The following is a 22,018-nucleotide window of genomic DNA, read 5'->3' as shown; positions in this document are numbered from 1 at the left end:
CATATTTTTTAGAAGGGCGAAAACTTAGTTGTTTTCCGACTTCTTCATTGCTGCAGCGAGAATGTCGCCGAGCGATGCACCCGAATCGGTCGAGCCGTACTGAGCGACTGCTTCCTTTTCTTCAGCGATTTCCAGAGCCTTGATGGAGACCTGCAGCTTGCGGGTCTTCTTGTCGAAGGCGATGACGCGAGCGTCAACTTTCTGGCCAACGGAGAAGCGTTCTGGACGCTGTTCGTCACGGTCACGCGACAGATCGGAACGCTTGATGAAGCTTTCGAGATCATGGTCAACGAGACGGACTTCAAGGCCACCATCGGTAACAGCTGTGACTTCACAGGTTACAACGGCGTTCTTGCGCAGTTCACCCGAAGCTGCTGCTTCACCGACCTTGTCGCCGGAAAGCTGCTTGATGCCGAGAGAGATGCGTTCCTTTTCGATGTCAACGTCAAGAACAACAGCCTTAACGACTTCGCCCTTGTTGTATTCTTCGATGACCTGTTCGCCTGGACGGTTCCAGTCGAGATCGGAAAGGTGAACCATGCCGTCAACGTCGCCGTCGAGACCAATGAACAGGCCGAATTCGGTCTTGTTCTTGACTTCGCCTTCAACGATTGTGCCCGAAGGGTACTTGTCAGCAAAAGTCGTCCATGGGTTGTCGAGGGTCTGCTTGAGGCCGAGGGAGATGCGGCGCTTGACCGGATCAACTTCGAGCACAACGACTTCGACTTCCTGCGTGGTCGACAGGATCTTGCCTGGATGTACGTTCTTCTTGGTCCACGACATTTCGGAAACGTGGATCAGACCTTCGATGCCTGGCTCGATTTCGACAAATGCGCCGTAATCGGTGATGTTGGTTACAGTACCGGTGATCTTTTTGCCGATCGGGTACTTCGCGCCAATGCCATCCCAAGGATCGTTCTCGAGCTGCTTCATGCCGAGCGAGATACGATGTGTATCCTGGTTGATACGGATGATCTGCACCTTGACCGACTGGCCGATGGTGAGGATTTCCGATGGATGGTTGACGCGGCGCCATGCCATGTCGGTCACGTGCAGGAGGCCGTCAATGCCGCCGAGATCAACGAACGCACCGTAATCGGTGATGTTCTTGACAACGCCGTCAACAACCTGACCTTCTTCAAGGTTCTGAACGATTTCCGAACGCTGTTCCGCACGGCTTTCTTCAAGAACGGTACGACGCGAGACAACGATGTTGCCACGACGCTTGTCCATCTTGAGGATTTCGAAAGGCTGTGGGACGTGCATAAGCGGGGTAACGTCGCGGATCGGACGAATGTCGACTTGGCTGCGTGGAAGGAACGCAACTGCGCCGTCCAGATCGACGGTGAAACCACCCTTGACCTGGTTGAAGATGACGCCGTCGACGCGTTCGCTGTTTGCGAACTTCTGCTCGAGCTTGCCCCAGCTTTCTTCACGACGTGCTTTTTCGCGCGACAGAACAGCTTCGCCGAGTGCGTTTTCGATGCGCTCAACGTAGACTTCAACTTCGTCGCCCGGCTTCATCGAGCCGTCTTTGCCCTTCGCGCCGAATTCCTTCAGCGGTACGCGACCTTCGACCTTGAGGCCGGCATCGATGATTGCCATGTCTTTTTCGATGGCAACGATGCGACCCTTTACAACATAACCTTCTGCAAGATCATTGTTGGCAAAGGATTCAGCCAGCAGCGATTCGAAGTCTGCGAGAGAGGGATTGAAATCAGACATAAATACTCCTGATGCATCCGGTATAAATCAACATCGGATGCGGCGCCGGGGGTTAGAGTTGCGTTAAGCCTGTCCTTCGATCCCGTCTCAATGAGACAACCGGCGCGTGGAACACGAAGTCAGGTTATAAAGTTGAGTGAGCCCTATATAGGAGCAAACTCAGAATTCTCCAGAATTTCTGTGCGGATCATATCAGAAAACCGTATGGTTTTCTCAATATTATGCCTGATGCTGCGCAAAAGCGTGATCAATCAGCTTTTTTGCTGCCAGAAATGCCGCTTCTATACTCATTTTGCTCGTATCTAGCAAGTGTGCGTCGTCCGCTGGTCTAAGCGGTGAATCCGTGCGGTTCATGTCGCGCTCGTCGCGCTTTTTGAGGTCAGCCAGAATTTCATTGAAATTGGCTGTACCGCCTTTGGCAATGATCTCATCGAAGCGGCGCTGGGCGCGAACTTCCGGCGAAGCAGTTACAAAAAGCTTGATAGCGGCTTGCGGGCAGACCACCGTTCCAATATCACGCCCATCAAGAACGCTTGATGGCAATGCACTGGCAAAGCCGCGCTGGGCTTCAACAAGAGCACGCCGAACGGCAGGCATCACGGCTACTTTGGAAGCCGCTTCGCCAATGGCGTGGGCTGAAAGCTCCGCTTTGTCCATATTATGCAGATTGAGATGGAGCGCGACATCGGCTGCAATAGCTTCATCGTCAAGCGTCAGCCCTTGGTCGAGCAACGCTTTCGCCACTGCGCGATAAGTAAGTCCGGTATCGAGATGCGGCATGCCATAATGAATGGCAATGCGTCGGGCGAGGGTCCCCTTTCCCGACGCTGCTGGTCCGTCGATGGCTACGACGAAACTTGTCATTTTGACTCACTGACTTCGATTTTTGCACCCAGTCCCGGCATCATGGTCATGAATTCCGGGAACGAGGTTGCAATCATCGTGCTGTCGTCAACGGTGACCGGCTTTTCAGCGGCCAGTCCCATGACCAGAAAGCTCATCGCGATACGGTGATCAAGGTGGGTGGCAACCGTGCCCCCGCCAAGACCCTTGCCATCTGGACGACCACGAACCGTCAGCGACATTTCGCCTTCGGTGCAATCGACGCCATTGGCTTCAAGACCGCGTGCGACCGCTGCAAGGCGATCCGATTCCTTCACACGCAGCTCGTCGAGGCCGTCCATAACGGTTTCACCTTCGGCAAAAGAAGCAGCGATTGCCAGCACCGGATATTCGTCGATCATTGATGGTGCGCGTTCCGGTGGAACGACAATACCTTTGAGCTTCGATGACTTCACACGCAGATCGGCAACGTCTTCACCGCCAGCAAGGCGTGGATCGATGATTTCAATGTCCGCACCCATTTCCTGCAATGTCAGGATGAGACCGGTGCGGGTCGGGTTCATCAGAACATTACGGATCGTGACATCTGAACCTTCAACAAGCAAAGCCGCAACTAGCGGGAAAGCGGTTGAGGAGGGATCACCCGGCACGTCGATGGTTTGGCCGGTAAGTTTTCCCTGTCCGACAATGCGAATGTGGCGCACGCCATCCTTGTCGGTTTCAACCGTCAAGTCTGCGCCAAAACCTTGGAGCATCTTTTCGGTATGATCGCGCGTCATGACAGGTTCAATGACGGTTGTGACGCCAGGCGTATTGAGACCTGCCAGCAGAACCGCCGACTTCACCTGAGCCGATGCCATAGGCACGCGATAGCTGATCGGGTTTGCAGTCTTTGGGCCGGTCAGCGTAAGGGGCAGGCGGTCGCCTTCGGCAGCCTTCACTTGAACGCCCATTTCACGCAGCGGATTGAGCACACGCCCCATCGGGCGCGAGGTAAGCGAGGCATCACCGACAAAGGTTGTCGTCATGTCGTATGTACCGACAAGACCCATGGTGAGGCGGGCGCCGGGTCCGGCATTGCCGAAATCGAGCGGGGATTCTGGCTGCAACAGGCAGCCATTGCCGACACCATTGATGATCCAGATATCGCCGTCCTTGCGAATCTTGGCACCCATCGCCTGCATGGCGCGGCCTGTGTTGATAACGTCTTCACCTTCGAGCAGGCCTGTAATGCGGGTTTCACCCGCAGCAAGACCACCGAACATGAAGGAACGATGCGATATGGATTTATCACCCGGAATGCGTATTTCGCCCGTTAAAGCCTCCGAGCGGCGGGCGGTTGCAGGTTTCGGGGTAGCGGAATGGGACATGGATTTTTCACTGTCTCATTTTGGCGTTATGCACGCTGGATTAATCAAAGCGGCAGCTTCCTAGCACAGGAACTAAGCGTGGTCATCCGCCAATGCGTGTTTTGATACACAGATCGAGTGCAGAATGCGTCTTTCGCTTTGACAAAAGCTGCAAATTGCGTTTATGCACCAAAACAACACCGTAAGGCGCGTCTTCCGCCTTCTCCCGACCGATCGACGGTTGAGGAGTTTGATGGCGAGCTTAAAACATGTAAGCGTCGCAGGCGCGACGGAGAAATCAACTCACGAGGCTAAACGTGGCAAAAGCTGAACTTGGTACCAAGCGCATCGATCCGGAAACGGGCAAAAAGTTTTACGACCTCAATCGCGACCCGATTGTTTCGCCTTACACCGGCATTTCTTACCCGCGTTCGTATTTCGAAGCGAGCATAGCTGAAAGCCGTGCGGCTGAAGAAGAATCGGAAGAGGAAGAACTGGATACAGCACTCGAAAAGCCGGAATTCGTTTCTCTTGAAGATGCGGATGACGAAGCAAAGGGTGGCGACGATCTGCCGGATATCGACGATGATGTCGATCTGGGCGATGACGATGACGACGCATTCCTTGAAGAAGAAGAAGATGAAGACGATGACGTTTCGGGCATTCTCGGCGGCGGCGTCGGCGATGACGATGAAGAAGTCTAATCTTTAGCTTCGTTTATATTGAAACAAGGCGGCTCAGAGAGCCGCCTTGTTGCTTTTTGAGGTTTTGCAGGCAGCGGGTGGATAATGGGCAAATTATTTTCCACCGATACGAAGAGAGTTGTGATTTAGCTCTTGATCTTCTTTCAAACGCCATTTAAGAAGCCGCCACACCGGACAGAAATTTCTGTCTGGCCCACCTCGAACGAGGCATGATGGGGCCATAGCTCAGCTGGGAGAGCGCTTGCATGGCATGCAAGAGGTCAGCGGTTCGATCCCGCTTGGCTCCACCAATTTTTCCCCTACTGCAAATAAGAAACCCAGTCAGGCGTGGTTGATCAATTTCATATTCGGTAGAATTAAGTTTCTCTCGACTTTTAACTCAATTTTGATAGTGAAGCTTTATCAAAATAATTGTTAGCGGTCGGTTGGGTGAAAAGGCTTCCTGATTTCGACGGTCTGCGGTTTCTACTTTGTCTTGGAATTGCAGCATTTCATTATTCTTTTCGCATCCCTGTGAAAAACGCCCCACTGCAAGATATTATATTACAATTTGCTTATTTTACCGATGTGTTTTTTATTGTTTCTGGCCTGTTTCTTGCGAAAAGGCAAAATTATGTCTGGGATCGCCGGCAATATCTTGGTTTTATTGGAAAGCGTCTGGCGCGGATTTATCCGCTGCACGCGATAACCTTTGCCTGCTTTGCCCTTTTGTCAGTCTTGACGGCAACAGGTGTTCTTCACCCTTCCGCCGAACCCAATATGAGCCTGTCAGACGGGCTCACACAATTGCTGCTTATTCATGACTGGGGGCTTGGGAAAACGCTCTCTTATAATTACGTCAGCTGGTCTTTGAGCGCACTTTTCTTGATGTATCTCTGCTTTCCCTTGTTTGATATTCTTTGCCGCAGGATGGGGAGTTTTGTTCTCGTTATTGTTATCTTTGTTGTAGCGATTGGAGAGTATCTGGCACAGAAGCTGGGCGCCCCCTCTTTGACACGCATTCAACTTGCCGATGTTGGCGCGCTGCGTGCGTTGCCCTCTTTCCTTTTCGGTATGTGGCTTGCGCGCCGCGTGCATCCGAAAATGCCGGTCCTTGCGATTAAGCTGGCGCTTGCTGTTTGTGTGGCGATTTTTCTATTTTATCATCCGCCAGCTATGGCGGGTGAACCCAACACACTTGAAGGGCCGTTGCGGCTGGCTTTCCTTTATTGTGGAGTTTATGTTCTCTACATCGCCTCTATGCAGGATGTTTACACCCCCCTGCGACTGCCAGTTCTGCTGCGGCTTTCGCCCTACAGCTTTGGTATTTTCATTCTGCATCCATTGGTCGGATTGATTTTCTTCAACGCTCTTCCGCAACATTGGGGAGATACCACAATCGGCGCAGTGATGCTAATTGCGGGCGGGGTTACAACCAGCGTTATTGTGGCTTTTATAGCCTGGCATGTTTTCGAAAATCCAATTAATCGCTGGCTTGTCAATCGTATAAACCGATGGCTCAACCAGAACAGCGAGACGGAAAACTTTCTTGGTTCAGAACAATCAGCTAGGTAACATCTGGAAAAACATGGACGGATGTCTGCGTCTCTTTTAGAAATTGTTTTTGGAGCTGATGGTGAGAGTGATCCCAGCTCGGCATGTTTCTGGGAGGAATGATGATTAAGACCGCGTCCATCGCGACTCAACCACTCTGGCGACCCGATGCAAGTCGCATTACCACAAGCGCACTTGAACATTTTCGTGTGCGCGCAGAGGCGAAGGCGGGCCGTGAGCTCCCTGATTTTCAGACGCTGCATAGTTGGTCGGTTGAGGATCGTGCAGCCTTCTGGACTCTCTTATGGGATTTTTGTGGCGTTATCGGTGAGCGTGGTCAAACGGCGCTGGTCGATAGAGGTCATATGCGTGAGGCGAAATTCTTCCCCGATGCCAAACTCAATTTTGCGGAAAATCTTCTGCGCTACAAAGGCAACGGTGAGGCGATCATCTTTCGTGGTGAAGACAAGGTCGAGCGCCGCCTGACATGGCATGACCTTCATGCGCTGGTCTCAAAGCTTCAGCAGTTCATGCTTGCAGAAGGAGTAAAGCCCGGTGATCGCATTGCGGGCATGATGCCCAACATGCCGGAAGCCGTGGCCCTGATGCTGGCCGCTTCGTCTATCGGTGCCGTGTGGTCTTCGTGCTCGCCGGATTTCGGGGCACAGGGTGTGCTGGATCGTTTTGGTCAGATCGACCCCAAGCTTTTCTTTGCCTGCGATGGCTATTGGTATAATGGCAAACGCATTGATGTGAGCGACAAGGTTGCCGAAGTGGCAGCCAAGCTCCCGGATTGCAAGCGCTCGGTTATCGTCACCTATCTCGGCGAAGCGGAGGCGGTCGCCGGCAAGGTTGCAAACGGCATTGCACTTGATGCGGCACTAAACCCAATCAGAGAAAAAGCAGTCGAGTTCATGCGGCTGCCATTCGACCACCCGATCTACATTCTCTTTTCGTCGGGTACGACCGGCATTCCAAAATGCATCGTGCATCGTGCTGGCGGTGTACTGTTGCAGCATCTTAAGGAGCATAGCCTGCACGCGGATATTCGCGAAGGTGACCGATTCTTCTATTTCACCACCTGCGGCTGGATGATGTGGAACTGGCTGGCGTCGGGTATCGCATCAGGCGCAACGCTTCTGCTCTATGATGGCTCGCCTTTCTATCCCGATGGCAATGTTCTGTTCGATTATGCGGCGTCCGAAGACATGACCTATTTCGGTACGTCGGCAAAATTCATCGACGCTGTTTTGAAAGCCGGGCTACGTCCCGGTGAAACCCACAATCTGTCTGCACTTCGCACCATTTCCTCGACAGGCTCGCCGCTGTCGCCGGAAGGCTTTGCTTTTGTCTATGAGGCAATCAAGGGGGATGTGCATCTGGCATCCATTTCGGGAGGAACGGACATTGTTTCCTGTTTCGTACTGGGCGTGCCGACAGAACCTGTCTGGCAAGGCGAAATTCAGGGCGCGGGTCTCGGCATGGCCGTCGATGTCTGGGATGACAATGGCAAGCCCGTGCGCGGCGAGAAAGGCGAGCTGGTCTGCGCGAAAGCATTCCCCTGTATGCCGCTCCAGTTCTGGAATGACCCTGAAGGCGCAAAATATCAGGCGGCCTATTTTGAGCGTTTCGACAATATCTGGTGCCATGGCGATTTTGCTGAATGGACCCAACATGACGGCATTATCATCCATGGTCGTTCGGATGCGACGCTCAATCCGGGTGGTGTCCGTATCGGTACAGCGGAAATCTACAATCAGGTCGAGCAGATGGCAGAAGTCGCAGAAGCGCTTTGCATCGGGCAGGATTGGGACAATGACGTGCGCGTGGTGCTCTTTGTGCGGCTTGTTGAGGGTGAATCGCTTGATGAGGATCTCAAAGCGCGGATCAAGACCAAAATCCGCACTGGCGCCACACCACGCCATGTACCTGCGAAGATTGTCGCTGTCAGCGATATTCCACGTACCAAGTCAGGGAAAATTGTCGAACTCGCCGTGCGCGATATCGTGCATGGAAGGGAGGTGAAAAACCGTGAAGCCCTGGCAAATCCGCAAGCACTGGAGCTTTACCGCGAGATTGCTGATCTTCAACAGGGCTAAGCGCACACCCGAAAATAATACGAAATAAAATTTCGCAATAGGGGAATAAATAGCCACAGAACGTCGCGCAAAGCCATTGCCTAATTGGTCTCCACACGACACTCTGAACGGAACATAGCTGTTTTCAAAAACAGCAGCCGGGCAGAACTTGTGGAGGACGAGTATGTTTGCTTCGGGCATGAATTTCGGTCTTGGCGAGGAGATCGAAGCCCTTCGTGATACGGTGCGCCGTTTTGCGGAAAGCCGCATTGCGCCGCTTGCCGCTGATACCGATCGCAATAACGCATTTCCTATGCATCTTTGGCGTGAACTGGGTGATCTCGGTGTGCTGGGCATTACCGCATCTGAAGATTACGGCGGTGCAGGCATGGGCTATCTGGCCCATTGCGTTGCTATGGAAGAAATCAGCCGCGCATCGGCCTCAATTGGCCTCAGCTATGGCGCGCATTCCAATCTCTGCGTCAATCAGATTACGCGTAATGGCTCCGCCGAACAGCGTGCAAAATATCTGCCGAAGCTTATTTCAGGCGAGCATGTCGGCGCGCTTGCCATGTCAGAGCCAGGGGCTGGGTCCGACGTCGTTTCGATGAAACTAACGGCTGAAAAGCGCGGCGAGAGTTACGTTCTCAACGGCAACAAGATGTGGATCACCAACGGTCCTGATGCCGAAGTGCTGGTGGTTTATGCCAAGACTGACCCGTCTGTTGGTTCGCGTGGCATCAGCGCTTTCATCATTGAGAAAACTTTCAAAGGTTTCTCCACTGCGCAGAAATTAGACAAGCTCGGTATGCGCGGCTCCAACACCTGCGAACTGGTGTTTGAGGATTGTGAAGTTCCGGCTGAAAATCTGCTCGGTGAAGTGGGCAAGGGCGTCAATGTGCTGATGTCCGGGCTTGATTATGAGCGGGTGGTACTGGCGGGTGGCCCGCTTGGCATCATGGCAGCATGTCTCGATGTCGTCATGCCTTATGTGCATGAGCGCAAACAGTTTGACCAACCGATTGGCGAGTTCCAGCTTATGCAGGGCAAGCTTGCCGATATGTATGTGCTGTTCAACGCTTCTCGCGCCTATGTTTATGCGGTCGCGGCGAGTTGTGATCGCGGTGAGACGACGCGTAAGGATGCGGCGGGCTGCATTCTCTATGCTGCGGAAAACGCGACGCAGATGGCGTTGCAGGCGATACAGGCGCTGGGCGGCAATGGCTATATCAATGATTATCCGACCGGCCGTCTCTTACGTGACGCAAAGCTTTATGAAATCGGTGCAGGCACGTCGGAAATCCGCCGTATGCTGATCGGACGGGAACTGTTTCAGGAGACCCGCTGATGCCGGTTCTGAAATCTGAAATCTCAAAGCGCAGCGCCGCTTTTAAAGCCAACCGCAAAGCCATGCTTGCAGCAATTGATGTAGTCGCTGAGGCATCGCGCATTGCCATGGATGGCGGCGGTGAAAAAGCGCGTGAACGTCATATCGCACGCGGAAAACTTTTGCCGCGTGATCGTGTTGCGCAACTCATCGATCCGGGTTCGCCGTTTCTGGAAGTGGGGATGACGGCAGCGCATGGCATGTATGATGGTGTGGCACCTTCGGGCGGTATCATCACCGGCATCGCGCGCGTGTCGGGTCGTGAATGCATGATTGTCTGCAATGATGCGACGGTGAAGGGAGGCACTTATTATCCAATTACCGTGAAAAAGCATCTGCGCGCGCAGGAGATCGCAGGCGAGAATCGCTTGCCCTGCATTTATCTGGTTGATTCCGGCGGGGCGAACCTGCCCAATCAGGACGAGGTGTTCCCGGATCGCGATCATTTCGGGCGCATCTTTTATAATCAGGCGCAGATGTCGGCGGCAGGTATCCCGCAAATCGCGGTCGTCATGGGATCGTGCACCGCGGGCGGCGCTTACGTGCCTGCCATGAGCGACGAGACGGTCATCGTGCGCAATCAGGGCACGATCTTTCTTGCTGGTCCGCCGCTGGTGAAGGCCGCAACCGGCGAAGTGGTGAGCGCGGAAGATCTTGGTGGCGGCGATACGCATACAAGGCTATCCGGTGTCGCGGATCATCTCGCCAATGACGATGCTCATGCACTGCAAATTGCTCGTGCCATTGCCGCTAATCTCAACAGTGAAAAGCGCGCATTCATTGCAAGAGGGGATGGTGCTGCACCCCTTTATGACGCGGAAGAAATTCTTGGCATTGTCTCGGCTGATACGCGCATTCCCTATGATGTGCGCGAGTTGATTGCGAGGCTAGTCGATGGTTCCCAGTTTGATGAGTTCAAGGCGCGTTTTAGCCCCACGCTGGTATGTGGTTTTGCCAGCCTTTATGGAATGCCGGTCGGCATTATCGCCAATAATGGCGTGCTGTTTTCTGAAGCAGCACTCAAAGGCGCGCATTTCATCGAACTTTGCTGTCAGCGCAATATTCCGCTGGTGTTTTTGCAGAATATCACCGGCTTTATGGTCGGTCGCAAATATGAAGCCGAAGGCATCGCCAAGCATGGCGCGAAGCTGGTGACGGCCGTAGCAACCGCCAATGTTCCGAAGATCACCATGCTGATTGGCGCATCCTATGGGGCGGGAAACTACGGCATGGCGGGGCGGGCTTATTCGCCGCGCTTCCTGTGGACATGGCCCAACAGTCGCATTGCGGTGATGGGCGGCGAACAGGCGGCGGGTGTTCTGACAACGGTTAAGCGCGACGGGATCGAACGCAGCGGCGGTACATGGTCGGCGGACGAGGAAGCGGAGTTCAGGCGCCCGACGCTGGAAATGTTCGAACGTCAGAGCCATCCGCTTTATGCATCGGCCCGCCTTTGGGATGACGGCATTGTCGATCCGCGCAAGAGCCGCCAAGTGCTTGGCCTGTCGCTTTCCGCAACGCTGAATGCGCTAACTGAGCCGACGCGCTTCGGCATGTTTAGAATGTAAAGAGGGCGATCAGATGTTTCAAAAAATACTGATTGCCAATCGCGGAGAAATCGCCTGCCGGGTTATCCGAACGGCGAACAAATTGGGCATTGCCACTGTCGCGATTTATTCAGACGCAGACGCCAATGCTTTGCATGTGGAGATGGCCAATGAGGCTGTGCGCGTCGGACCGGCGCAGTCTTCGCAGAGCTATCTGAACATTGAAGCCATCATCAAAGCGGCACTGGATACCGGCGCGGAAGCCATTCATCCCGGCTATGGTTTTCTCTCTGAAAATGCGGGATTTGTGGATGCTGTCAAGGCCGCAGGTCTCACCTTCATAGGCCCTTCGGCAAAAGCTATCCGCGCCATGGGGCTGAAAGATGCCGCCAAGGCACTGATGGAAAAGGCGCGCGTGCCAGTCGTGCCCGGCTATCATGGCGATAATCAGGATGTAGCCTTTCTCAAAGGCGAGGCGGGTCGCATAGGGTATCCTGTGCTGATTAAGGCGCGCGCGGGCGGTGGCGGCAAGGGTATGCGTCGGGTTGACGATCCCGCCGATTTTTTAACTGCACTCGACAGTGCGCGACGCGAGGCAGAAGCATCGTTTGGCGATAGCGCCGTGCTGATTGAAAAATACATGACCAAGCCGCGCCATATCGAGGTGCAGGTCTTTGGTGATAATTTTGGGCACGCCGTGCATTTGTTTGAGCGTGATTGCTCGCTGCAACGCCGCCATCAAAAAGTGATTGAGGAAGCCCCCGCCCCCGGCATGACGCCCGACATGCGCGCTGCCATGGGCGATGCAGCGGTGAAGGCTGCCCAAGCCATCGGCTATTCCGGCGCAGGCACGGTGGAATTTATCGCCGATGTTTCGGAAGGGCTGCACCCTGACCGCTTCTTCTTCATGGAAATGAACACGCGGCTACAGGTTGAGCATCCGGTTACGGAAGCGATAACCGGCCTTGATCTGGTTGAGTGGCAATTGCGTGTGGCGTTCGGCGAAGCCTTGCCGAAGCGTCAGGACGAGCTTTCCATCAATGGCTGGGCCTTTGAGGCGCGGCTTTATGCCGAAGACCCGGCGCGCGATTTTCTGCCCGCCACTGGCAAGCTTGCGCTGTTTGCAGCGCCGGACATTGCGCGGGTTGATTCTGGTGTCCGCTCTGGCGACACCATCACGCCTTTCTATGACCCGATGATTGCCAAGATAATCACGCATGGAGCAACGCGTGATGAAGCTCTGAACCGTCTCGAAGCCGCTTTGAACAAGACGCGTATCGCGGGCCTTGTTACCAACCGGCAGTTCTTATCCGATCTTTGCAAGCTTGAAGTTTTTCGCTCCGGCGATGTTGATACGGGCCTCATTGCTCGCAAAGCATCCACGCTTTTTAAAATGGAACAGCCGTCCATATTTGCTTTTGCATTGGCAGCACTTGGCGCACTTGATTTGCTGGATGCTCCGCATCAGAGCGACCCATGGCAGAGCCTGCGCGGGTTCCACATGTGGGGGAAGGCATCGCGCTCGGTTCTGTTGGAGCATGGCGGTGAACGTCATACGCAGAGCTTCAATATTCAGGGCGAACGGCTTTTCGGCTTTACCTTTGGCACACTCGAAATTCACAGCCATGAAAATGGTCTGGTGCGTTTTTCCGCAGATGATCGCATTCAACAGGCATCGGTCACGCGCATCGGTCATGACGTAAGCGTGCAGTTTGATGGCAGCGACAGTCTTTTTCATCATGTTCAGTCTGCCGGCGTGGAGGAGGAGAATTCAGGCGAAAGCCGCATTCTTTCGCCCATGCCGGGCCTTGTGCGGCTGGTATCGGTCGCTGAAGGCTTGTGCGTCGCTAAAGGCGATCCGCTTGTGACGATGGAAGCGATGAAGATGGAGCTTTCACTGACTGCGCCCCGTGATGGAAAAATTGCTTCCGTGAGCGTTGCAGCAGGTGATCAGGTAAATGAAGGCGCGCTGTTAGTCCAACTGGAGGAAGAGCATGATCCCGAAAAGTGGATGCCTGTTATCGGATAGGATCATGCGCAAATAATAAAGGGGTAGAACATGGCTGAACATGTGGAAATCGTCGAAATGGCAGCGCGTGACGGCCTGCAAAATGAGAAGCGTTTTGTACCGACAGCCGACAAGATTGCCCTGATCGACTGCCTGTCCGCTTGTGGCTATTCCCGTATCGAAGCAACCAGTTTTGTCAGCCCCAGATGGGTGCCGCAATTAGCTGATGCGCAAGACGTGATGCGCGGTATCCACCGCGCGAGCAGCGTCCGCTATTCGGTTCTCGTGCCGAATATGAAGGGCTATGCGCTTGCCGCTAGCGCCAGTGTCGATGAGATTGCCGTCTTTGTTTCAGCCTCGGAGGGGTTTTCGCAGGCCAATATCAATTGCCCGATTGCAGAGAGTATTGAGCGGTTAGCACCGGTGATTGGCGCAGCCATCAATGACGGGCTTGCCATCCGCGGCTATGTCAGCTGCGTTGTCGAATGCCCCTATGATGGGCCAACTGCGCCGCAGGCGGTGGCCGATGTCACCGAGCAACTCTTTTCGCTGGGCTGTCACGAGGTGAGTCTTGGCGACACGATCGGGCGGGGCACGCCTGAAACAGTGAGCGCTATGCTCGATGCTGTGCTTAATATTGCGCCAGGGCATAGTCTCGCCGGTCACTATCACGACACCAACGGGCGGGCGCTTGATAATCTTCAAGTCAGTCTGGAAAAGGGTCTTCGGGTGTTCGATGCATCGGTGGGTGGTCTGGGTGGCTGTCCTTATGCACCCGGAGCCAAAGGCAATGTCGATACGGTGGCAGTCGCAGACATGCTGCATCGCCTTGGCTTTGAAACCGGCCTTGATATTCAAAAGCTGCAATCAGCAGCTTCATTCGCGCAGGCATTGACGCAGGATAAGGCTGCATGACCGGCTTCGAAACGATCATCGTTTCTATCGATGAGCGCGGTGTAGCAACGCTGACGCTCTACAGGCCTGAACACCACAATGCGCTTTCCGGCCTCATGATCGATGAGCTTGTCAGCGCAACGCTGCAACTGGCAAATGACGAAGCTGTTCGTATCGTTGTTCTCACAGGGAGCGGCAAAAGCTTTTGCGCAGGTGGTGATCTTGGCTGGATGCAGGGGCAGGTTCAGGCGAACCGCTCGCAACGCATAGAAGCCGCGCGCAAATTGGCATTGATGCTGAAAGCCTTGCGCGATTTGCCGAAGCCTCTGATTGGGCGGATCAATGGACAGGCTTTTGGCGGTGGTGTCGGGCTGATTAGCGTTTGCGATGCAGCAATTGGTGTTTCTGATGTGCGGTTCGGCCTGACAGAAACCAAGCTCGGCCTGATCCCGGCAACGATCAGCCCCTATGTGGTGGCGCGGATCGGTCAGACCCATGCTCTGAGAATGTTCACGTCAGCACGACTGTTTGGTGCAGATGAGGCAAAGCATATCGGTTTGCTTCATCAGGTTGTGGAAGCAGATCAGCTCGATGCGGCAGTTGCGGCGGAAATTGAGCCATATTTTTCAACAGCGCCAGCCGCCGTTGCCGCATCCAAGCGGCTTGTTCATGCGCTGACGACGCCGATTGACGAGGCTGTGATTGAAATGACGCTCACCCGTCTCGCCGATACATGGGAAACACCTGAGGCTGCGGAGGGAATTGCAGCCTTTCATGCCAAGCAATCACCTTCATGGAAGAGAGGAGGATAGGCATTTTATGGGAGGCAGATTTCGTTGTAGTTGCGGGTACTTGGCCCCTTGCAATCGGAAGCTGGAAATGCATTCTTATTATATCATGAAAGCTCGCTGCCGTCCCGGAGCATAAATCCGAAAGTGACATTGCAATTTCGAATAATATTATGACTCTGACACTGATAAAAAGGGACGGTGCGGCGTGCTTTTGGGTTACCCTTTAAGATCGTATGATTGAAATAAAAGGGAGGGCCCGGCGAAGCGGCGGTATATGCGCTGCGATTCGACCGGGATGGGCTGTCTGGGGTCATCGGGAAAACACGAGGCCTCACAAAGGAGAAAAACAATGAACCTCAAGCTTCTTTCTAGTGTAGCTTTTGCTGCTACTCTCGGTTTTGCGGGCGCCGCCTATGCGGACATCACTGTCGGCCTTGTCGCACCGTTGACCGGTCCTGTCGCAGCTTACGGCGATCAGGTCAAAAAGGGTGCGGAAACTGCAGTTGAAGTTATCAACGCCAATGGTGGCATTAAGGGCGAAAAAATCGTTCTGAAGCTTGCTGACGATGCGGGTGAACCAAAGCAGGGTGTTTCGGCTGCTAACCAGCTGGTTGGTGAAGGCGTCAAATTTGTCATTGGCCCGGTCACGACCGGCGTTGCAATTCCTGTTTCCGATGTTTTCGCTGAAAACGGCGTTCTGATGATTACTCCGACGGCAACTGGTCCTGATTTGACGGCTCGTGGCCTCGAAACCGTGTTCCGTACTTGCGGTCGCGATGACCAGCAGGCCGATGTGATGGCTGACTACTTCCTGAAGAACATGAAGGATAAGAAAGTCGCTATCGTCCATGACAAAGGCGCCTACGGCAAGGGTCTGGCAGACGCTTTCAAGGCTGCAATCAACAAGGACGGCGTTACGGAAGTACAGTATGATTCTGTAACACCCGGCGACAAGGATTTCAGTGCGCTCGTATCCAAGCTGAAAGCTGCCGGAACGGAAGTTGTCTATTTCGGCGGTTATCATGGTGAAGGCGGCCTTCTGGCTCGTCAGCTTCATGATGCAGGCCTCAATGCGCTGATCCTCGGCGGTGAAGGTCTTTCCAACACTGAGTTCTGGGCCATTGGTCAGAAGAATGCCGAAGGCACGCTCTTCACCAATGCTGTTGACGCGACGAAGAACCCAGCTTCGAAGGAAGCAGTCGATGCGCTGACCGCAAAGAACATTCCAGTTGAAGCATTTACCATGAACGCCTATGCCGCCGTTCAGGTTCTTGCTGATGGTATTGAGCGCGCTGGGACGACGGAAGATACAGCAGCCGTTGCAAAGGTTCTTCGCGATGGCCAGCCGATCGAAACGGTCATTGGCAAGCTGACTTATGGTGAGACGGGCGATCTTTCTTCGCCGAGCTTTGACGTCTTTAAATGGGAAGACGGGAAGATTGTTGGTCTCGACTGATTTTCAATTTGAAAATTGATAAATGGCAAGTAATGAGAATTTATTTTCTGATGTTACTTGTAACGCTATAAATAATAAAGTGCCGGGATTTATCCCGGCGTTTTATTATTGATGATAAATCATAAGATTAAATAAATCTCATTTAAAAATTATTATGGTAGTATTGATATTTTTTTTATTATTTTCATTCAATAATTTTTATATTTAAAAGCCTATTTGAGTGAGCTGAGTTTTCCCTGTCATCGTTATTGCTGAATTCAGGGCATGTAGATTTATTCCGGTTAGTTGCAGAGTCGTAAGGTTCGGTTAACCATGCTGGTTTAGGCTGTTTGTATCAAAACGGGGCAATTAGCGGAGCAGGATTATGCAGCGCTATAGATTTGACGACAAAAGAGTTCTGATCGAGGCAATTGTTGAGCTTCTCAATCGAGGAGTCGAACCCGATGAACTTGATCAGGTATTGAGCAGGATCGGTCCGGTTGACCTTGATCTGATGCGGCAGTGCTTAATAGAAGTCTGGAATTATAATTATCCGCCATCGATTGAAACGCCATTGGCTGCTTGATCTCTCGGCAGATTGACCGGCAATGTCATAAACCTGAAATGGACGGATGCTAAATCTGCTCATGTATCGGGAATTCGTTCGATAATGTGTCCACGGATGTACTGGCGCAAAATCAGAATGAAAGCGGAAGGTCGGGTTTAGCCCGGCCTTTTCCGTTTTAAAACTAATTGCTGTTTCAGCCTTTGATCATTTGCTTTGGTTGTTAAAAAATATCTTTTCTGCTCATCTTATAAGCCTTAATGTTTGGCGGTATGCTGCGGGGAGACATTAAATGCTGCGCCATATCGTTCTTGTGAAATTCAGGTCAGATGTTTCGGCTGCTGCAATTGATGCAGTGCTCAGTCAGGTTGCTGCATTGCGTGAAAAAATTGACGGTATTATTGCCATAACTCTCGGAAGCAATATTAGCCCAGAAGCCCTGGAAAAAGGTTTTCGTCACGGCTTTGTTGTTGACTTCATCGATGAAGCTGCACGCGATCTTTATCTTCCACATCCCGATCATGTGGTCGCTGGCGGTAAGCTGGTCGAACTCGCAGAGGGTGGGATCAATGGCATTCTCGTCTTCGATTATAATTGCTAAGCTGGTTCTATAGTAGAAGCCCGCCAACGCCCATTCTCCCCAGATCGTCCGCGCTCAGTTCCAAGCCCGCCATGAGGCGATCAAGTATCCAGTCGAGGCTATTGCCGCGTGCGCTTCGTGCTGAGCCCGGCGCGACAACAATAGATTTGCCGTTAAGGCTGGCTAGAACGAGAAGATTTCCCGGATCAATCGGAACACCTATGCGCAAGATTTCACCACCGCAATCGAGGATTGCGCGAGGAACAATGTCAGCTTCATCGGCAATTGAAGAGGCGCTAAATATGATGATCAGATCACAATGCCCCGCAATTTCACTGATCGAGTGCGACAGTGCCGCCTGTTCATGTATAATGCGGTGCTCAATAACAACTGTACCGTGATTTCTATTAACTCGATTGGAAATCAGCTCTTTGGTTTTTTCGAACACCGTTTCGCGTATCGACGGTAGCCGCGATTGTATGAGGCCAATCCGCATAGCTTTGAACGCTCTGACATCAAGCGCTTTCGCTTTGCTTTGCGTGGCGTGCAGCCTTTTGATCAAGTTTTCCGGAACCGCAAAAGGTATGATCTTGACCGTTGCCACCATCTGACCGCGCTCAACGCGGCAGCCATTGCGCAATGTGGCAATTGAAATGCGCGGATCAAGCAGGTTGATTGCATCAATATCTGCGGCATTGGCTTGAAATAAACCATCATGACGGGCGAAAAGATTGACGCGCCCTGCAACAGGCGGACCATCGTCAAGATTTTCTGAGATGAGTGATTTTCCTACGCTGAGTGCTGCATCGTTTTCGCTGATGTCGCCTTTTTCGAGACGCGCAGCAAAAAGATGGGTGACGCCCTCTTGTCCCAAAATTGCCAAGTGATCCGATGTGAGCAGCGTGCCTTTACGAAAGCTGTGAGTGCCAGCGGCAATTGCATAGCCAAGTACTGTACCCTCAGCTTCCTCAATTGGCCAGTTACCAAAAATCATGCATATCTCATGTGTTTTAATTCCTTTAAGTTGAAACTACAGCATCTGAATGCGGACTGGAATCGTTCTGAGTCCAATTTGGGGTACATTTCATACAATTATTTTCATCATCTAATTATGTGCATTGGTGTATGTCTGTGATATTGGCATGATTAACTCTTAATATATATATATAAATCATTATTCGCATTTGTTAATCTGGATGTATTCTTCTTTGAAGTTTTACGTTTCGGTTTAATCACAGCCAGTTTATCGCTGAATATCGTCTTGAAAATTTTTAATTGAACTTGTAGAGCACCGTCAATCGCCATTGGCTTGCCCAATATGATTCTGAATGGGTCCATTATGACTCATCAATCCCATGTAGCCGCGACATTTCGATCCAATACATTTTTGGTCTGGCGCGTGACAAACGGGATTATTCGTTATATCGGTACTTTTGAAATTTTCAGAATTTACCGAAATCTAGAAAATGACGCATGCGCTGGAATTAACGTTTCGTGCGCAGGATGGAAAGACAAATGAAAAACGGCACCCCCCGGACGATTGTTTCGTTCGCCGTCTTGGCCCTCACGGCGTTTCTCGCCGGCTGCGAGAACCAGGTCCTGCTCTCTCCGAAAGGAGAGGTCGGTGTGGCAGAGCGCGATCTAATTTTATTTGCGACCGGTCTTATGTTGCTGGTCGTGCTCCCGGTCATTGGCATGACGCTTTACTTCGCATGGAAGTATCGTGCCACCAATGAAAAGGCAGAATATTTGCCTGACTGGCATCATTCAAACAAGATTGAAGCTGCGGTCTGGCTGATTCCTGTCGTCATTATTGTCGTTCTCGGCACAGTGACGTGGATATCAACGCACAAGCTTGATCCTTATCGTCCGCTTGTTTCCGATGCGAAGCCGATCACAGTCGAGGTTGTTGCTCTCGACTGGAAGTGGTTGTTCATTTATCCGGATCTTGGTGTGGCATCGGTCAATGAAATGGCGATGCCGGTTAATGTTCCTGTCAACTTCAAGTTGACCTCCAGTAGCATTATGAATTCCTTCTTCATTCCGGCGCTTGGAAGTCAGGTCTATTCTATGCCTAGCATGCAGACCAAGCTTCATCTTGTTGCCAATCAGGAAGGCGTTTTTGACGGTATTTCCGCCAATTATAGTGGTCAGGGTTTCGCTCAGATGCGCTTCAAGGCGCATTCGCTTAATCAGGCTGATTTTGACAAGTGGATTGCTGACGCAAAGGCTTCCGGTCAGGAGCTGTCGCGTGAACGCTATGCTTCGCTGGTTCAGCCAAGTGAAAAGGCCCCTGTTCAGTATTTCGCCTATAATGACAAAGCGTTGTTCCACAACATCGTAAATCGCTGCTGGGACGGAAAATCAGTCTGTATCGATGATATGATGCATCAGGAACAGATGGTGCGTGAGGCGCGTGCAGACCTGCGCAAGTCTTCACCGGTTGATTTCAGCCAGTGGGCAAATGACATTCTTTGCCTCACTCAGCCACAGCGCATGTCGCAGCTTGAAAACTGATATGCCGATGCAATTCCGGTCCCGGACGTAGTTCCCGGGGCTTGAATTGCTGATCGCACTCCAATCGAAGTAAGAATAGAAATGTTCGGAAAACTGACGCTCGAAGCGATACCCTATCACGAGCCTATCATCATGGTCACGCTGACCGCGGTGGCTGGTGGGGCGCTCGCTATTCTCGCAGCCATTACCTACTATAAAAAGTGGGGTCCCCTCTGGAATGATTGGCTGACGTCTGTCGATCATAAACGCATCGGCGTGATGTACATTATTTTGGCTTTCGTGATGCTGTTCCGCGGCTTTTCGGATGCTGTAATGATGCGCGCTCAGCAGGCTATTGCCTCCGGTGCCAATGAAGGCTTTCTGCCCCCACATCACTACGACCAGATTTTCACGGCTCACGGCGTGATCATGATTTTCTTCGTGGCGATGCCGTTTATTGTCGGCCTCATGAACTTCGCTGTACCGCTTCAGATCGGCGCACGCGACGTTGCTTTCCCTTACCTCAATTCGTTGAGCTTCTGGCTGACTGTTGCTGGTGCAATTCTGATTAACGTTTCGCTCGGTATCGGTGAATTCGCAAAAACTGGCTGGCTGGCTTATCCGCCGCTTTCAGGTATTGAGTTCAGCCCCGATGTCGGTGTCGATTACTATATCTGGGCTTTGCAGATTTCTGGTATGGGTACGCTTTTGTCGGGCGTTAACCTTATCACCACCATCATCAAGATGCGCGCACCGGGCATGACGATGATGGAAGTTCCTGTCTTCACATGGACGGCCCTTTGCTCGAACGTTCTGATCGTGGCTGCGTTCCCGATCCTGACCGTCACGCTCGCTCTGCTCTCGCTTGACCGTTATCTGGATTTCCACTTCTTCACCAATGATGCTGGTGGCAATCCGATGATGTATGTGAACCTCATCTGGATCTGGGGACACCCGGAAGTCTATATTCTGGTTCTCCCATGCTTTGGTGTGTTCTCTGAAGTTGTTGCAACTTTCACCGGGAAGCGTCTCTTCGGCTATAAGTCGATGGTTTACGCAACCGTTGCGATCACCATTCTCTCCTTCCTCGTCTGGGTGCACCACTTCTTCACCATGGGTGGCGGTGCAAGTGTCAACGCCTTCTTCGGTGTCGCAACCATGATCATCTCGATCCCGACGGGGGCCAAGGTCTTCAACTGGCTGTTCACCATGTATAAGGGCCGCATCCAGTTCACGACACCCATGTACTGGACCATTGGCTTCATGTGTACCTTCGTTGTCGGTGGTATGACGGGTGTTCTGCTTGCCGTTCCGCCTGCGGACTTCGTACTGCACAACTCGGTATTCCTGATCGCACACTTCCATAACGTGATCATCTCCGGCGTGTTGTTCGGCTGCTTTGCCGGTCTCATTTACTGGTGGCCAAAAGCATTCGGCTTCAAGCTGCATGAAGGTCTCGGTCGTAAGGCATTCTGGTGCTGGCTCGTTGGTTTCATTCTCGCATTCATGCCGCTCTACGTGCTCGGCCTGATGGGCATGACCCGTCGTCTCAACCACACAGAAAATCCAGCTTGGCACATCTATCTGATCGTTGCAGCTATTGGTGTTGCAATCATTCTGCTTGGTATCATCTTCCAGGTTCTCCAGATTATGATTTCCATTCGTGATCGCGAGAAATTGCGCGTCGTTGATGGCGATTCCTGGGGTTCGGGACGTACGCTGGAATGGTCGATTTCTTCGCCTCCACCATTCTATAACTTCGCAGAAGTTCCACATGTTCGTGATCACGACAGCTGGTGGGATATGAAGCAGAACGGCTATGTTCGTCGTACTGAAAAGTTCGCCCGCATTCACATGCCGAAGAATACGGGTACAGGCTTCATCATTGGTATGCTCTGCATTCCTCTGGGCTTTGCGTTGGTGTGGCACATCTGGTGGCTGGCAATTGCTGCATCTGTTGGCGTTCTTGCTGTCGCAATTGCTCATTCCTTTAACAATGACAGAGACTATTATGTCTCGGCCGATGAAGTACAACGCGTCGAAGACGCTTATACTCGGCAACTGAATGCTCAGGAGGCCTGAT

Annotated in this window: 17 protein-coding genes and 1 tRNA gene; 14 read left to right on the top strand and 4 right to left on the bottom strand. The window is 52.4% G+C overall.

From position 1 onward, the window contains the following. Positions 1 to 24 precede the first annotated feature (24 nt). The 3 genes from rpsA to aroA all read right to left on the bottom strand — a co-directional run bounded on the left by rpsA (position 25) and on the right by aroA (position 3,938). Entirely contained in the window at positions 25 to 1,725 is a 1,701-nt protein-coding gene (rpsA, locus tag H5024_RS01015; RefSeq protein WP_187543619.1) for a 30S ribosomal protein S1, read from the bottom strand. Between the two features lie 219 nt (positions 1,726 to 1,944). Then, complete coding sequence (gene cmk, locus H5024_RS01010) at positions 1,945 to 2,589, bottom strand: (d)CMP kinase (protein ID WP_187543618.1); 645 nt, start codon at positions 2,587 to 2,589, stop codon at positions 1,945 to 1,947. After that, positions 2,586 to 3,938 carry a 3-phosphoshikimate 1-carboxyvinyltransferase gene (aroA, locus tag H5024_RS01005; RefSeq protein WP_187543617.1) on the bottom strand — a complete coding sequence of 451 codons (1,353 nt, stop codon included), beginning with the start codon at positions 3,936 to 3,938 and terminating at the stop codon, positions 2,586 to 2,588. The genes cmk and aroA overlap by 4 nt, the downstream gene beginning before the upstream one ends. A gap of 296 nt (positions 3,939 to 4,234) precedes the next feature. Between aroA and H5024_RS01000 the strand changes: the two genes are divergently transcribed. From H5024_RS01000 to H5024_RS00945, 12 genes are all read left to right on the top strand, one after another. Then, on the top strand, positions 4,235 to 4,621 hold the full coding sequence (locus H5024_RS01000) for a TIGR02300 family protein (RefSeq protein ID WP_187543616.1): 387 nt from the start codon (positions 4,235 to 4,237) through the stop codon (positions 4,619 to 4,621). A 214-nt stretch (positions 4,622 to 4,835) separates the two neighbouring features. Continuing rightward, positions 4,836 to 4,911, top strand: a tRNA-Ala gene (locus H5024_RS00995). Between the two features lie 139 nt (positions 4,912 to 5,050). Further along, positions 5,051 to 6,175, top strand: a complete 1,125-nt coding sequence (locus tag H5024_RS00990) for an acyltransferase (protein WP_187543615.1) — start codon at positions 5,051 to 5,053, stop codon at positions 6,173 to 6,175. A gap of 101 nt (positions 6,176 to 6,276) precedes the next feature. Next, positions 6,277 to 8,253: an acetoacetate--CoA ligase gene (locus H5024_RS00985; protein WP_187546486.1), complete on the top strand. Its 1,977-nt coding sequence runs from the start codon at positions 6,277 to 6,279 to the stop codon at positions 8,251 to 8,253. A gap of 178 nt (positions 8,254 to 8,431) precedes the next feature. Further along, a complete protein-coding gene (locus H5024_RS00980) occupies positions 8,432 to 9,580 on the top strand; it encodes an isovaleryl-CoA dehydrogenase (RefSeq protein ID WP_187546483.1) in 1,149 nt (382 codons plus the stop codon). Continuing rightward, positions 9,580 to 11,187: a carboxyl transferase domain-containing protein gene (locus tag H5024_RS00975; RefSeq protein ID WP_187543614.1), complete on the top strand. Its 1,608-nt coding sequence runs from the start codon at positions 9,580 to 9,582 to the stop codon at positions 11,185 to 11,187. The genes H5024_RS00980 and H5024_RS00975 overlap by 1 nt, the downstream gene beginning before the upstream one ends. A 13-nt stretch (positions 11,188 to 11,200) precedes the next feature. Further along, a complete protein-coding gene (locus H5024_RS00970) occupies positions 11,201 to 13,195 on the top strand; it encodes an acetyl/propionyl/methylcrotonyl-CoA carboxylase subunit alpha (protein WP_187543613.1) in 1,995 nt (664 codons plus the stop codon). Positions 13,196 to 13,225: 30 nt separating this feature from the next. Beyond that, the gene (locus H5024_RS00965; RefSeq protein ID WP_187543612.1) at positions 13,226 to 14,089 is read left to right on the top strand and encodes a hydroxymethylglutaryl-CoA lyase; all 864 of its coding nucleotides are present in this window, start codon (positions 13,226 to 13,228) and stop codon (positions 14,087 to 14,089) included. Beyond that, positions 14,086 to 14,880, top strand: coding sequence for a crotonase/enoyl-CoA hydratase family protein (locus tag H5024_RS00960; protein WP_187543611.1), 795 nt, complete (start codon positions 14,086 to 14,088; stop codon positions 14,878 to 14,880). The genes H5024_RS00965 and H5024_RS00960 overlap by 4 nt, the downstream gene beginning before the upstream one ends. 328 nt (positions 14,881 to 15,208) lie before the next feature. Beyond that, a complete protein-coding gene (locus H5024_RS00955; protein ID WP_187543610.1) occupies positions 15,209 to 16,315 on the top strand; it encodes an ABC transporter substrate-binding protein in 1,107 nt (368 codons plus the stop codon). A 364-nt stretch (positions 16,316 to 16,679) separates the two neighbouring features. Further along, a complete protein-coding gene (locus tag H5024_RS00950; protein ID WP_187543609.1) occupies positions 16,680 to 16,880 on the top strand; it encodes a hypothetical protein in 201 nt (66 codons plus the stop codon). A 271-nt stretch (positions 16,881 to 17,151) separates the two neighbouring features. Further along, positions 17,152 to 17,460: a Dabb family protein gene (locus H5024_RS00945; protein WP_187543608.1), complete on the top strand. Its 309-nt coding sequence runs from the start codon at positions 17,152 to 17,154 to the stop codon at positions 17,458 to 17,460. Positions 17,461 to 17,467: 7 nt separating this feature from the next. Here the strand turns inward: H5024_RS00945 and H5024_RS00940 are convergent, their stop codons facing one another. Continuing rightward, on the bottom strand, positions 17,468 to 18,433 hold the full coding sequence (locus H5024_RS00940) for a molybdopterin-binding protein (protein WP_187543607.1): 966 nt from the start codon (positions 18,431 to 18,433) through the stop codon (positions 17,468 to 17,470). A gap of 521 nt (positions 18,434 to 18,954) precedes the next feature. Between H5024_RS00940 and cyoA the strand changes: the two genes are divergently transcribed. Together cyoA and cyoB are read left to right on the top strand one after the other, a co-directional pair. Next, positions 18,955 to 19,956, top strand: a complete 1,002-nt coding sequence (gene cyoA, locus H5024_RS00935) for a ubiquinol oxidase subunit II (RefSeq protein WP_187543606.1) — start codon at positions 18,955 to 18,957, stop codon at positions 19,954 to 19,956. 81 nt (positions 19,957 to 20,037) lie between these two features. Further along, the gene (gene cyoB, locus H5024_RS00930) at positions 20,038 to 22,017 is read left to right on the top strand and encodes a cytochrome o ubiquinol oxidase subunit I (protein WP_187543605.1); all 1,980 of its coding nucleotides are present in this window, start codon (positions 20,038 to 20,040) and stop codon (positions 22,015 to 22,017) included. The last annotated feature ends 1 nt before the right edge of the window (position 22,018 follow it).

It is taken from the genome of Ochrobactrum sp. Marseille-Q0166 (genome assembly GCF_014397025.1).
Lineage (GTDB): Bacteria > Pseudomonadota > Alphaproteobacteria > Rhizobiales > Rhizobiaceae > Brucella.
This window is presented reverse-complemented; position numbering and strand designations above follow the sequence as displayed.